Source organism: Streptomyces humicola, assembly GCF_024436035.1.
GTDB lineage: Bacteria > Actinomycetota > Actinomycetes > Streptomycetales > Streptomycetaceae > Streptantibioticus_B > Streptantibioticus_B humicola.
Map to the genome: position 1 here is coordinate 59,167 of NZ_JANFNG010000003.1, position 12,974 is coordinate 72,140.

A 12,974-nucleotide genomic window follows, 5' to 3' on the forward strand; every position below is an offset into this window, starting at 1 on the left:
ACCTACCCGTTGGCGCCGAGCGGAGCGCGTCGGTAGTGATAGGTGTGGTGTGTGGTGAAGCCCATCCGGTCGTAGAGCGCGTGCGCCCCTTCGTTGCCGTCCTCGACCTGCAGATACGCGCCGGCCGCGCCCTCGTCGAGCGCCTTGCGCGCGAGTGCTGCCATCACCGCGGTCGCCAGGCCCTGCCGTCTGCGCTCGAGGGCGACCTCGACGGCCCCGAACAGCGCCCAGGGGGCACCGCCCGGGCCGTTGGGCCCGGGGGGACCGTCCACCACGCAGCGGCCTATCGCCGCGGGACCGGGTGCTGCGCCGGGCACGGTCGCAAACCACACCGACGGCCCCCCGGCCAGCACCTTCAGCGCGTCGTCGGCGAGGTCGCCGGTGCGGTGATAGGCGGCCAGCCACGCCGGGTCGGGTTCGCGGGACAGGACGACGCGTTCGGCCCCGGCGGCGTCGGCGAGCGGGGCCAGCGCCGCGGTGCGCAGCGTGGCGTGGCCCTCGGCGGTCCAGCCGCGCCGCTCCAGCTCCGCCGCGAGCCGGGCGTCGCGCTCCGCGTCACCCGTGGTCACCTGCACATAAGCCGGCAGCCCGCGCTCGCCGTACCAGTCGACGACACGTCGCAGCGCGGTGTCGAGCGGAACGCCCGGGTCGCCGTGCGGCAGGACGGAGTTGGCGCGCCGCGTGAAGCCGCCGGATGCGCGCAGGGTCCACTCCCCGAGGCGTTCGTTCTCCAGCGCGGGCCAGCCGCGCGCCGCCATCTCCTGCAGCTCGCGCGCGGAGACGGAGGGCGGCCGCGCACCCCGTCGACGGGCCGGCGCGTCCGGCACGACCTTGCCCGCCACCACCGAGGATTCCGTGATGTGGACGGCCTGTCCGTCCCGGCGTGTGATGATCAGCACACCATCGGCCCACGATGTGAGAACGCCGACCGCATCGGAGAACACGGGACGCCCTCCCACGATCTCCGCTACCCTCCGCACCGATACGCGTTTGCCCACGTCAGCGGGGGTAAAGCGGATGTCGAGCCGTGCTCCGCCAGAGAACATCATGGTGCCTCCCGCCCTGAAGTTCGTATGCCGACCGGGAACGGAGATACTAGAGGCGGGCATCGACGACGCCGCGCTCCCGCGCGAGATGAGCCCTACCGAGGAGGAACGACAGCGTGACCTACGTCATCGCGCAGCCTTGTGTCGACGTGAAGGACAAGGCGTGCATCGAGGAGTGCCCCGTCGACTGCATTTACGAGGGCGCCCGGTCCTTGTACATCCACCCGGACGAATGCGTGGACTGCGGGGCATGTGAGCCGGTCTGCCCGGTGGAGGCGATCTTCTACGAGGATGACACGCCGGAGGAGTGGAAGGACTACTACAAGGCGAATGTCGAGTTCTTCGACGAGCTCGGTTCGCCCGGTGGCGCCTCCAAGCTGGGCCTGATCGAGCGTGACCACCCCATCATCGCCGCACTGCCCCCGCAGAACACGGACGCCTGAGCGCGTCTGACGAGCGGACTTGCGGCGACTGGACAGCCGAGGCGGTTCCGTGCGGCAGCGCGCCGTACGGGACCGCTTTTCCGAGTTTGAGGAACACGAGGAAAGTGAGCAGCACCGTGGCCCGAGTCTCCGACCGGCTTCCCGTCTTTCCCTGGGACCGCCTCGAGCCGTACAAGACCGCGGCCGCGGCACACCCCGACGGTGTCGTCGACCTGTCCGTGGGCACTCCGGTCGACCCGGTTCCGGCCATCGTCCAGCAGGCGCTCACGGCCGCGGCCGACAGCCCCGGCTACCCCACCACCTACGGGACGCCCGCGCTGCGCGAGGCGATCGCCGGCTGGCTGCGCGAGCGTCTCGGTGTGGCGGCCGACCCGGCGCACGTGCTGCCGCTGATCGGCTCCAAGGAGCTGGTCGGCTGGCTTCCGACGCTGCTCGACCTGGGCCCCGGTGACCAGGTGGCCTACCCCGAGCTGGCCTACCCGACCTACGAGATCGGTTCGCGCGTCGCCCGGGCGGAGGCGGTCGCCTACGCAGACCCCGTGGCCGGTCTCGACCCGGCGCGCGTCAAGCTGCTGTGGCTCAACACCCCGTCGAACCCGACCGGCCGCACGCTCGACGCGGCCGAGCTGCGCCGCATCGTGGGGTGGGCGCGCGAGCACGGCGTCCTCGTCGTCTCCGACGAGTGCTACATCGAGTTGGGCTGGGAGACCGAACCGGTCTCGGTGCTGCATCCGGACGTGTGCGGGGGCTCGCACGAAGGCCTGCTGGCCGTCCACTCGCTCTCCAAGCGCTCCAACTTCGCCGGCTACCGCGGGGCGTTCCTCGCGGGTGACCCGGCGGTGGTCAAGGAACTGCTCGGGGTGCGCAAGCACCTGGGCCTGATGGTGCCGACGCCCGTGCAGAACGCGATGATCGCAGCGCTCGGCGACCGTGCTCACGTCGAGGAGCAGCGTGCCCGGTACGCCCGGCGTCGCGCTGCGTTGCGCGGTGCCTTCGAAGGGGCCGGGTTCCGCATCGAGCACAGCGAGGCGAGCCTGTACCTGTGGGCGACCCGGGACGAGCCGTGCTGGGACACCGTCGGCGGTCTCGCCAAGGACGGCATCCTCGTCGCACCGGGCGAGTTCTACGGGCGGGCGGGGGAGACGTTCGTGCGCATCGCGTTCACCGCAACCGACGAGCGGGTGGAGGCGGCGGTGCGGCGGCTGAGCCGGGCGTAGCGGGCGGTAGCGGGCGCGCAACAGCGGCGAAGCCGCAGCGCCGAAGCGACGCGCGGGGCCCGGAGAACATGCGCCGGGCCCCGATGCCTCTGCGAGACGTCACCCGCCCCGCTTCCGCTCCTGTCTCAGCTGAGCGGCAGACCCTGGATCGGTGCGTTGAGCGGCTGGGCCTGCGCGCCCTGCAACGGCAGGTCCTGGACCGCCTGCAGTCCGCGCCCCACCAGGTCGGAGGCCGTCGGCATGCCGGCGGTCTGCACGGGCATCGCGCTGTTCACCAGGTCGCCATTCTGCAGGGACTTCGATGCCTGGTCGGTGACCTGACCCAGCACCTTGGAGGCGTCGCCCGTGGCTTCCTGCGTGGCCGGTACGGCGTTCTTGCCCGCACTGTCGACGAGGCCGGCGGCCGCCGGCGTGGCGTCGTTGACGGTGGTGCCGAGGGGGACGGCGTTGTCCAGGCTGCTCATTCCACCCAGGCCGGCCGCCTGGGGCTGCTCGGCGGCCGACGCCGTGGTGGCGCCCATTCCGATCACGGGGGCAGCTGCCGCCACGAGCAGGGCGGCCCGGGCGATCCGGCTCTTGAGGGGGAGGGACATGGTGCTCCTTTTACGGAGAGAAACGACAGAGAACTTCAGACGTTGCAGAGTCCGGCGGGCGGACGCCGTGACTACCGTCCGAGGAGCCCTAAAGTTGCGGCTGTTCGAAGTAAAGAATTGGCAATGCATCGCATAATATCGTTTCGGGAGAATGGGGCATTCCGCTCGACTCGGCTCTGTGTGAAGAATCGTCACAGCGCCACGGCCGCTTGTTAAGTCAGGGCAATACGGGGGAGCGCGGGAGAACGCCTCGACCGGCCGCGCGACGCGAACCCGCCATTAATCCGGAGGAGTTAACCGCCGTACCCCTGCACGCCTATCGGGCGACCGCGATCCGAACGTCTTCGTACGGCTGTCCGGACGCACCCGGCCGGCCCGGGGCGTCCGCGGCGGGATCCTCGACCCACCCCTTTCCCGAGTGCGAGGCCCGCCACACCCGGCCCGCATACGAGACCTCGGCGATCCGCAGAGCCTGCGCATGGGCCACCGCCCATTGCGCCAGCACCCATCCATGCTGCGATGCCTGGCCGGCCGAAGCGCCGGCGCCGGGAGCGACGACAGGCACGTCGACCGACGCCTGCGACGCGTCCTGCTGGGGCAGCGCCTGCTGCCCGAACTCCCGCGCCAGCTGGGCCCGCACCGCGGCCGCGTTCCCGGCGCCCTCGTCCGGCACCACCCGGCACGTCAGACTCGGCACCCGCCCGGAGAGCGCCGAGGCGAGCACCGAGGCGTCGCCCTCGCGCTTCGCGTAAGCCTGCGGGTAACCGCTGTGCTGCACCCGCTGCGCGGCGACGGTCAGCGGGAGGTCGGCATAGCCGGGGATCTTGACCAACTGGTCGAAGAACTCGTTCGCCGAGTACACCGGGTCCACGATCTGCTGCGCCGTGCCCCAGCCCTGAGAGGGACGCTGCTGGAAGAGACCGAGCGAATCGCGGTCGCCGTCACGGAGATTGCGCAGCCCCGACTCCTGCATGGCGGTGGCGAGAGCTATCGCCAACGCACGCTCCGGCAGATCGCGGGAGGAGGCCACCGCGCCGATCGTCGTGGCGTTGGCCGCCTGCTCCGGCTGCAGCGCCACGCGCTCGCCGTTCGCCTCCACGGTGCACTCCGTGGCCGCGCCGGTGAGCGTACGGAAGGTCACATAACCGACAACCGCCAGCAGCGTGAGCAGCGCGGCGCCGTACCGCACCCGGCGACGGCGCCGCCCGGCAGGAGCGGCCGCAGAGCTCCCGCGCTGCGAAGATCGCTCGGACTCGCGCATGGTCCACACCGTAGACCACACCGCGGCCGAGACCTGCGCGCCGGTAAGGTCGCGCACATGAGCAATCCCGCACTCGATCTCAGCCAGGACGCCGTGGCCGTGACCGCGCAGCTCGTCGACATTCCGTCGGTCAGCCGTGAGGAGAAGACCCTCGCCGACGCCGTCGAGCAGGCGCTGCGCGCGCTGCCGCACCTGACCGTCGACCGGGACGGCGATGCGGTGGTGGCCCGTACCGAACTGGGCCGGGCCGAGCGCGTGGTGCTCGCCGGCCACCTGGACACCGTGCCGATCGCCGACAACCTGCCGTCGCGCTTCGACGGCGGACTGCTGTACGGCTGCGGGACCACGGACATGAAGTCCGGCGTCGCGGTCCAGCTGCGCCTCGCCGCCACCCTGCCGGAACCCAACCGGGACCTGACCTTCGTCTTCTACGACGCCGAGGAGATTGCTGCCGAGTTCAACGGCCTGGGGAGGCTCGCCGAACACCACCCGCAGTGGCTCGCCGGAGACTTCGCGGTGCTCCTCGAACCGACCTCGGCCGTGGTCGAGGGCGGCTGCCAGGGGACGCTGCGGGTGCGCGTCGAGACCACCGGGCGGCGCGCCCACTCCGCGCGCAGCTGGCTGGGCGAGAACGCCATCCACGCCGCCGCGCCCGTGCTCGCCCGCCTCGCCGCCTACGAGCCGCGCCGGGTGGAGATCGACGGACTCACCTACCGCGAAGGGCTGAACGCGGTGATGATCGAGGGCGGCCACGCCGGGAACGTCATCCCCGACTCCTGCGCGGTCACCGTCAACTACCGCTTCGCGCCCAATCGTTCGGAGGACGAGGCGCTGGCGCACGTACGGGAGGTCTTCGACGGCTTCACCGTGGTGCTCACCGACTCCGCGCCCGGTGCGCTGCCCGGACTGTCCCACCCGGCGGCCGCCGCCTTCGTCGAGGCGATCGGCGGCGAGCCCACGCCGAAGGAAGCCTGGACCGACGTGGCCCGTTTCTCGGCCCTCGGCGTGCCGGCCGTCAACTACGGCCCCGGCGATCCCAAGCTCGCCCACACCCGCGAGGAATACGTCGAGACCGCGGCCGTCCTGCGGTGCGAGGAGCGCCTTCGACACTGGCTGACGTCGTGATCCCGCCGGGGTACGTACGCTGAAGCGAGGCTGCGAGCGACGCACGCGAGCAGGCGGAGTGGGCGGCCGAGGCTCCTGTCGAGGGCGCCTCCGGCACGACAGGCCGTCCGCGGAGCCTGGGAGCGGGCGGAGAAGCGAGCAGAGGGCACGGCAACCGCCGATGCCCGTGGAGGGAGTGCGACGTGGGAAACGCGAGGGACTCCAGGGAGTCACGAGACTCAAGGGACCCGAAGGACACCAGGAACATCAAGGACCCCAGGCATTCGGCCGAGGAACAGGGCCGAGCGGTCGGCCACCCCTGGCGCGAGGCGCAGGAGTCCGCCGCGCGCGCCGCGGCCGAGGCGGAGCGCCTCCCGCGCGGCCAGGGCTGGCCCGAGCGGTACACCGGCCCGGTGCTGCGCCGCCGTGGCCAGGTGACGCCGGGCACGACGGACCAGCGGCTGCTGGACACCCAGGGGTCGACGGAGTGGCTGCACGGCGATCCGTGGCGGGTGATGCGCATCCAGTCGGAGTTCGTCGAGGGCTTCGGCGCTCTCGCCGAACTCGGGCCCGCGGTCAGTGTGTTCGGCTCCTCGCGGAGCGCGCCCGACTCGCCGGAGTACGAGGCCGGGGTGCGCATCGGACGGGCGCTCGCCGGGGCCGGGTTCGCGGTGATCACCGGCGGCGGCCCAGGGGCGATGGAGGCGGCCAACAAGGGCGCCTGCGAAGCGGGGGGTGTCTCGGTCGGGCTCGGCATCGAGCTCCCCTTCGAGCAGGGCCTCAACAACTACGTCGACATCGGGGTGAACTTCCGCTACTTCTTCGTCCGCAAGACCATGTTCGTCAAGTACGCGCAGGGCTTCGTGGTGCTGCCCGGCGGATTCGGCACGCTGGACGAGCTGTTCGAGGCGCTCACGCTGGTGCAGACGCAGAAGGTCACCCGCTTCCCGATCGTCCTGTTCGGCAACGGCTACTGGGAGGGGCTGGTCGACTGGGTGCGCGACAAGGTGGTGGGGGAGGGAAAGGCGTCGCCCGCCGATCTGGAGCTCTTCCACGTCACCGACGACGTGGACGAGGCCGTCGCCCTGGTCACCAAGGAAGTGGAGCTGTAGAGGCGGAGCTCCAGCCGCGCCGGTGGGACGCCTCAGACCAGGCCGCGGCGGGCCACCGACGGGGCGCGTTGGCCCGCGATCGAGGCGACCATGTCCAGCACCTGCTTCGTCTCTGCGACCTCGTGCACCCGGTAGACGCGGGCGCCGATCCATGCCGAGACCGCCGTCGTGGCGAGCGTACCGATGAGCCGTTCCTTCACCGGCCGGTCGAGCGTCTCCCCGACGAAGTCCTTGTTGGAGAGCGAGACGAGCACCGGCCAGCCCGTCCTGGTCATCTCGCCGAGCCGCCGCGTCGCCTCCAGCGAGTGCCGTGTGTTCTTGCCGAAGTCGTGCCCGGGGTCGATGAGGATCCCGTCCCGGCGCACGCCGAGCCCGACCGCGCGTTCCGCGAGGCCGAGCGTGACGCGCAGGATGTCGGCCATCACATCCTCGTACTGCGCGCGGTGCGGGCGTGTACGCGGCTGCGCACCGCCCGCGTGCGTGCACACCAGACCCGTACCGAAGCGCGCAGCGACCTCGGCGAGCGCCGGATCCACCCCACCCCACGCGTCGTTGAGCAGATCCGCGCCCGCCTCGCAGACCGCTTCCGCGACCTCGTGCCGCCAGGTGTCAACACTGATCACCACATCGGGATGGCGCCGTCGCACCTTCCCCACGAACGCGGCAGTTCGCCTGATCTCCTCCTCGGCCGACACCTCCTCCCCCGGACCGGCCTTCACCCCGCCGATGTCGATGATGGCAGCACCCTCTGACACCGCCCGGTCCACGCGTACGAGCGCCGCCTCGTCGGCGAAGGTGGCGCCGCGGTCGTAGAAGGAGTCCGGCGTCCGGTTCACGATCGCCATGATCACCGGTTCGTGGTCCCCGAACTCCCGCGTGCCCAGCCGCAACATCTTCCGAACGCCTTCCTCGTCGCCTTCCCCCGGGCGACCCTAATGCCTGCCTGATGCCTGGCACTCTCCGCAGCGGGGGGACCGCGCGCCGGACGGCATGGCACGATCGTCCCCGACACCTGGCAACACGTAGCATGGATGGCCTGGCACCCGGGGAGATCGTCTTGTTCTGGTTCATGCTCATCGCGCTGGTCGCGGTGGTTGCCGCCGTCGCGCTCGCGGTGCTCGGCGACGGCGAGGTGCTCGGTGAGGCCGAGCCCGACCGTCTGCACGACCCGCTCCCCGACGACCGGCCACTGGGCCGCGCCGACCTCGACGCGCTGCGGCTGCCGACCGCCCTGCGCGGCTACCGCATGAGCGACGTCGACGACGTGCTCGACCGGCTCGGCGCCGAGCTCACCGAACGTGACGCCAGGATCGCCGAGTTGGAGGCCGCCCTCGCCGGTGCGCACGCCGCGCAGCAACGCCCGCAGCCGCTGCGGTCCCCGGAGCCCCCGCAGCCGCCGCACCGTCCGGGAGGCCCTCGATGAGCGGCACTGGCCCGGTGGTCGGCCCCGACGGTCTCGTCCGCTGCCCCTGGGGGCTGGACGCCGACGACTACCGCGCCTATCACGACACCGAGTGGGGCCGCCCGGTTCACGGCGACGACCTTCTCTACGAGCGGCTGTGCCTCGAAGCCTTCCAGTCGGGCCTGTCGTGGCTGACCATCCTGCGCCGCCGCGAGGGATTCCGCAGCGCCTTCGCCGGGTTCCGCGTCAAGGACGTCGCCGAGTTCACCGACGCCGACCGCGCACGGCTGCTCGCCGACCCCGGAATCATCCGCAACCGCGCGAAGATCGACGCGGCCATCGCCAACGCCCGCGCCGCCCGCGAGCTCACCGAGAACCACGACGGCGGTCTCGACGCGCTCATCTGGTCGTACGCACCCGACCCGGCCGCGCGCCCGGCCCCCCGCACCACCGCCGACGTGCCGGCCACCACCCCCGAATCCACCGCGCTCGCCAAGGAGCTGAAGAAAAGAGGCTTCCGCTTCGTCGGACCGACCACCGCGTACGCGCTGATGCAAGCGTGCGGCCTGGTCAACGACCACCTCGCCGACTGCCACGCCCGCTAACGGCCGACGTACGTGGGGGGCTCCTTCTTCAAGAACGCCTCGACCGCGATCCGGTGGTCCTCCGACGTGCCCGCGCGCTCCTGCAGCTCGTCCTCCTTGGCGAGGGTCTCGACGAGCGAGTGCCCGGCGCCGTAGGCGAGCGACTCCTTGATCGCCGCGTAGGCGACCGTCGGGCCCTCGGCGAGCCGCCGCGCGACCTCCGCCGCCGTGGCGGGCAGCTGCTCCGCCGGCACCACCTGCTGGGCGATGCCGAGCTCCAGCGCCTCCTGAGCGGTGATCTTGCGGGGGAAGAGCAGCAGGTCGGCGGCGCGGCCATGGCCGACGAGGCGCGGCAGCGACCACGAGACGCCCGAGTCGGCGGTGAGGGCGACCCCGGCGAACGAGGTGTTGAACGAGGCCGTCTCCGCGACGATCCGGTAGTCGGCGGCGAAGGCGAACCCCGCACCCGCGCCGGCGGCGACGCCGTTGACCGCCGCGAGCACCGGCTTCGGCATGGTCGCGATCGCCGTGACGATGGGGTTGTAGTGCTCGGCGACCGTGCTCATGGTGCGGCCGCCCGCGTCCTGCCCGCTTCCCGTGAGCGTGCCGATGTGCTCCTTGAGGTCCTGCCCGACGCAGAACGCACGCCCGCTGCCGATCAACAGCACGGCCCGCACCGCCTGGTCCTGCGCCGCCTCCTGCAGCACGTCCCGGAGCGCGACCTTGGTCGCCGTGTCGAGGGCGTTCATCGCCTCCGGCCGGTTCAGGGTGATCGTCGCGAGCCCATCAGCCACCTCGTACAGCACGGTGTCGGCCATGGCAGTCTTCCCCTCCGTTGCGGCTCCTGCACGGCTTGTCGGGCTCAGCATGCCGGAGATCTTCGGCCAGGGACATGTGACCTGCATCAAATAAACACACGCGCCGTCGACCGCGCCGAGTGTCATTGGTGGCGAAGTATTGCAGTCCCATCGCCGTATTGGGTGGTTTTGGGACAGCGGGTCGTCGAACGGGCGGTCCCCGATATTGGTCATCGGGGACCGGCATGCGGGATAATGGCCTGGAACCAATGTGTTCGAGTCCGGTGGCGCCTGGGTCGCCGGTTGCGAAGAGCTGGTTTCAGGAAGGGGAACGAGCATGGCGGCCATGAAGCCGCGGACGGGTGATGGCCCGCTCGAGGTGACCAAGGAGGGGCGGGGCATCGTCATGCGCGTTCCGCTCGAGGGCGGCGGACGTCTCGTCGTCGAGCTGACACCCGATGAGGCCAAGGCCCTCGGGGAGGCCCTGGAGAAGGTCAGCGTCTGAATCCGGGGCGCCGGCCGCGCCTTCGGCGCGCTCGCCCTTCGGAGCTCTTTCGGCTCCCGGTTCGCACGTACGGATCCGTACGTGCGAACCGGGAGCCGAAACCGTTGGCTGGGGGCCGACGGCCCGGCGGTCAGCGCTTCACCGCGCAGAGCAGACCGTCGTCGGTCGGCAGCAGGACGGGGACGAGTGCCGTGTTGTCCCGCACCTCCCGCATCACCTCGCGCAGCCCCCGTACTTCCGTCTCCTGGAACGAGGCGTCCATCGCCCGGCCGCGGGCGAAGACGCCCTCGAAGCAGACGAGACCGCCGGGCCGCAGCAGACGCAATGATTCGGCCAGGTACTCCGGGTACTCCAGCCGGTCGCCGTCACAGAACACCAGGTCGTAGCCGCCGTCCGCGAGCCGCGGCAGGACGTCGAGGGCGCGTCCGGGGATGAGCCGCGCCCGGTTCGGGGCGAACCCCGCCTCCCGGTACGCCTCCCGGGCCAGCTGCTGTCGGTCCGGCTCGGTGTCGACGGTGGTCAGTACCCCGTCGGGGCGCATTCCGTGCAGCAGGTGGATGCCCGAGACGCCGGCGCCGGTGCCGATCTCGACGATCAGCCGTGCCCCGGCCGTCGCCGCAAGCATCCGCAGGGTCGCCCCCGTACCGGGCGACACGGCGCGCACACCGGATTCGTGTGCGCGTTCCCGGGCACGTAGCAACGCGTCGTCCTCGGCGACGAACGCGTCGGCGAACGCCCAGCTCGCCTGCCGGTTGCCGGTAATGGCCGTCTCCTGTCCCCGTTCGCTTCTCCACCCGCTCACAGGTTCCGCAGCCGGCCTGCCGTGCCGGAGGCGCGCCCCTCGATGGGAGCCTCGACCGCCCTCCCCCTGCCTTGCGGCGGGGGGACCCCCTTCGCCTGCTCGCGTGAGTCGCTCACGGTGTCCCCGTCTCTCCCCGGCGTGGTCTCGCCCGCCGGTCGCGCTGAAAGCCGCTCGGCGACTGTATCCGTTGCGCCCGGGAACCCGTGGACGAGCCCGTGCGTTAGCGCTGGTAGGGCTCGGGTACGGATTCGGTCACGGAAGGGACGCGCAGGCCCTCCGCCGCCGACTCCGTCACGGAGCGGACAGTGTTCATTCGGAGATGACTGGGCTTATCCGGAGCTAACGGGCGAGGTGGATATGGTAGGGGCTCTACTGGAGACCACCAGAGCCGACAGGGGAGGTGCGGCTGCAGCCGAGGGCCGGGGAGCGTTTCTGCGCTTCCTCAGGTTGGGCGGGCAGCCGGAATCCGTGAACGAGAGCGCTGACCGTCCGACCGACGCCGCCACCGCAGGCAGCTCCGAGACCGCCACCGCGACCTTCGCCACGGCGGCTTCCTTCGGCGCCGACGGTGACGCGTCGACGTGGACGCCTCCCACCTGGGAGGAGATCGTCAGCACCCACAGTGCACGGGTCTACCGCCTCGCCTACCGCCTGACCGGCAATCAGCACGACGCCGAGGACCTCACCCAGGAGGTCTTCGTACGGGTCTTCCGCTCCCTTTCCTCCTACACACCCGGCACCTTCGAGGGCTGGCTGCACCGCATCACCACCAACCTCTTCCTGGACATGGTGCGGCGCCGTCAGCGGATCCGTTTCGACGCCCTCGCCGACGACGCCGCCGAACGGCTCGCGAGCCGCGAGCCGTCCCCCGCACAGCACTTCAGCGACACCCACTTCGAGGCGGACGTGCAGCAGGCGCTCGACACGCTCGCACCGGAGTTCCGGGCCGCGGTCGTGCTGTGCGACATCGAGGGGCTGTCGTACGAGGAGATCGCCGCCACTCTCGGAGTCAAGCTGGGCACCGTTCGCAGCCGTATTCACCGCGGTCGCTCCCACCTGCGCAGCGCCTTGCAGCACCGTGCGCCCGCCGCCCGCCCCGGGCGTGCGATGGCCGCGGTGACGTCCGGCGCGGAGAGCAGCGGCGGATCGGCGACGCGGGGGAGAACGTGAGCGGCACTGGTCCTTTCCGTCATCCCCGGATCTCCGCACGGACCCCGGCGGAGGAGCACCTGGGTGATCGCCTCGCTGCCTTCGTCGACGGCGAGCTCGACAACGGCACGCGCGAACGCGTTGCCGCCCATCTGGCCACCTGCGAGCAGTGCAAGGCCGAGGCCGACGAGCAGCGCCGGCTGAAGAACGTCGTCGCCGGCGCCATGCCGCCCGCTCTGTCCGCGGGCCTGATCGCCCGGCTGCAGGGGCTTCCGGGCGGGGGCCCCGACGGCCCGGGGGACGGCGGTCCGTTCGACGGCGGACTCCTCGGGCGAGATGCCTTCGCGCCGCGCACGGGGCTCGGCGGACGCGGTGGACGCGGCGGATTCGGCGAGCTCGGTTCCGATGGGGAGGCCGATTCGTATCTCACGCCCGGCCGCGGCAGTGTTCTGGCCCCGACCGGGGAGCGCCTCGAAGGCTTCCGGATCCACGACGTCACCCGTTCGGCCTCACGCGGGCGCAGATTCGCATTCGTCGCCGCGGGCGCCTTCTCGATGGCCGCCATCGCGCTCGGCGGGGCGCTGCCGTTCGACGCGGCGCTGGAGGGCGGTGCAGCGGGCGACGGCGGGGCGGCTGCGACCTCGGCGAACATCACTGACGTGCCGCACGCCACCCGCCAGCAGCCGGGTGGGCAGGGCGTAACGCCCGGCGTCGGCGCCACCCCGGTCTCCGATCTCCAGCGGCTGTTCGCACCGCAGGGCGGGCGCGCGCACGCTGCGCTTCCGTCGCCCGCCGACGGCGTCTCCCCGGCCGACGTCGCCGCCGCGACGCCGCTGTCGGCGCGGTCCATGCCGCCGCGGGCGATACCCGTGCTCGGCCCGCCCCACAACGCTCCCTCTCGCGCCCCTCAGCTCCCCTGACGGAGTGATCGTCCGGTACGCCCGATTGATTCCTGGTAT

15 protein-coding genes are annotated in these 12,974 nt (G+C 71.6%); 9 read left to right on the top strand and 6 right to left on the bottom strand.

Going from position 1 to position 12,974, the window contains the following annotated elements; genetic code table 11:
• Positions 1–2 precede the first annotated feature (2 nt).
• Positions 3–1,049 carry a GNAT family N-acetyltransferase gene (locus NGB36_RS06265; RefSeq protein ID WP_255919088.1) on the bottom strand — a complete coding sequence of 349 codons (1,047 nt, stop codon included), beginning with the start codon at positions 1,047–1,049 and terminating at the stop codon, positions 3–5.
• Between the two features lie 113 nt (positions 1,050–1,162).
• Here NGB36_RS06265 and fdxA point away from each other — a divergent pair, with 113 nt between their 5' ends.
• Together fdxA and dapC are read left to right on the top strand one after the other, a co-directional pair.
• Positions 1,163–1,489 (top strand): ferredoxin, encoded by a 327-nt coding sequence (gene fdxA, locus NGB36_RS06270; protein ID WP_255919089.1) that lies wholly within the window; start codon positions 1,163–1,165, stop codon positions 1,487–1,489.
• Between the two features lie 116 nt (positions 1,490–1,605).
• Positions 1,606–2,706, top strand: coding sequence for a succinyldiaminopimelate transaminase (gene dapC, locus NGB36_RS06275; protein ID WP_255919378.1), 1,101 nt, complete (start codon positions 1,606–1,608; stop codon positions 2,704–2,706).
• A 125-nt stretch (positions 2,707–2,831) separates the two neighbouring features.
• Here dapC and NGB36_RS06280 read toward each other — a convergent pair whose 3' ends face one another.
• Both NGB36_RS06280 and NGB36_RS06285 read right to left on the bottom strand, forming a co-directional pair.
• Entirely contained in the window at positions 2,832–3,299 is a 468-nt protein-coding gene (locus NGB36_RS06280; RefSeq protein WP_255919090.1) for an ATP-binding protein, read from the bottom strand.
• Between the two features lie 316 nt (positions 3,300–3,615).
• The gene (locus NGB36_RS06285; RefSeq protein ID WP_255919091.1) at positions 3,616–4,560 is read right to left on the bottom strand and encodes a hypothetical protein; all 945 of its coding nucleotides are present in this window, start codon (positions 4,558–4,560) and stop codon (positions 3,616–3,618) included.
• A 57-nt stretch (positions 4,561–4,617) separates the two neighbouring features.
• Between NGB36_RS06285 and dapE the strand changes: the two genes are divergently transcribed.
• A complete protein-coding gene (dapE, locus tag NGB36_RS06290; RefSeq protein ID WP_255919092.1) occupies positions 4,618–5,685 on the top strand; it encodes a succinyl-diaminopimelate desuccinylase in 1,068 nt (355 codons plus the stop codon).
• Between the two features lie 392 nt (positions 5,686–6,077).
• Positions 6,078–6,776, top strand: a complete 699-nt coding sequence (locus tag NGB36_RS06295) for an LOG family protein (RefSeq protein WP_255919379.1) — start codon at positions 6,078–6,080, stop codon at positions 6,774–6,776.
• Positions 6,777–6,808: 32 nt separating this feature from the next.
• Here NGB36_RS06295 and folP read toward each other — a convergent pair whose 3' ends face one another.
• Positions 6,809–7,669 carry a dihydropteroate synthase gene (gene folP / locus NGB36_RS06300; RefSeq protein WP_255919093.1) on the bottom strand — a complete coding sequence of 287 codons (861 nt, stop codon included), beginning with the start codon at positions 7,667–7,669 and terminating at the stop codon, positions 6,809–6,811.
• Between the two features lie 164 nt (positions 7,670–7,833).
• On the opposite strand from folP, the gene NGB36_RS06305 reads away from it, so the two are divergent.
• Both NGB36_RS06305 and NGB36_RS06310 read left to right on the top strand, forming a co-directional pair.
• A complete protein-coding gene (locus NGB36_RS06305) occupies positions 7,834–8,199 on the top strand; it encodes a DivIVA domain-containing protein (RefSeq protein WP_255919380.1) in 366 nt (121 codons plus the stop codon).
• Positions 8,196–8,783, top strand: a complete 588-nt coding sequence (locus NGB36_RS06310; RefSeq protein ID WP_255919094.1) for a DNA-3-methyladenine glycosylase I — start codon at positions 8,196–8,198, stop codon at positions 8,781–8,783. The genes NGB36_RS06305 and NGB36_RS06310 overlap by 4 nt, the downstream gene beginning before the upstream one ends.
• Here the strand turns inward: NGB36_RS06310 and chcB are convergent.
• Positions 8,780–9,580, bottom strand: a complete 801-nt coding sequence (gene chcB / locus NGB36_RS06315; protein ID WP_255919095.1) for a 2-cyclohexenylcarbonyl CoA isomerase — start codon at positions 9,578–9,580, stop codon at positions 8,780–8,782. The genes NGB36_RS06310 and chcB overlap by 4 nt on opposite strands.
• A 316-nt stretch (positions 9,581–9,896) precedes the next feature.
• Between chcB and NGB36_RS06320 the strand changes: the two genes are divergently transcribed.
• Entirely contained in the window at positions 9,897–10,064 is a 168-nt protein-coding gene (locus NGB36_RS06320; protein WP_255919096.1) for a DUF3117 domain-containing protein, read from the top strand.
• A 130-nt stretch (positions 10,065–10,194) separates the two neighbouring features.
• On the opposite strand, the gene NGB36_RS06325 is transcribed toward NGB36_RS06320, so the two are convergent.
• Positions 10,195–10,866, bottom strand: coding sequence for an O-methyltransferase (locus tag NGB36_RS06325; RefSeq protein ID WP_255919097.1), 672 nt, complete (start codon positions 10,864–10,866; stop codon positions 10,195–10,197).
• A 357-nt stretch (positions 10,867–11,223) separates the two neighbouring features.
• On the opposite strand from NGB36_RS06325, the gene sigE reads away from it, so the two are divergent.
• Together sigE and NGB36_RS06335 are read left to right on the top strand one after the other, a co-directional pair.
• Positions 11,224–12,036, top strand: a complete 813-nt coding sequence (gene sigE / locus NGB36_RS06330) for an RNA polymerase sigma factor SigE (RefSeq protein ID WP_255919098.1) — start codon at positions 11,224–11,226, stop codon at positions 12,034–12,036.
• Positions 12,033–12,935: an anti-sigma factor family protein gene (locus tag NGB36_RS06335; RefSeq protein ID WP_255919099.1), complete on the top strand. Its 903-nt coding sequence runs from the start codon at positions 12,033–12,035 to the stop codon at positions 12,933–12,935. The genes sigE and NGB36_RS06335 overlap by 4 nt, the downstream gene beginning before the upstream one ends.
• Positions 12,936–12,974: the final 39 nt, after the last annotated feature.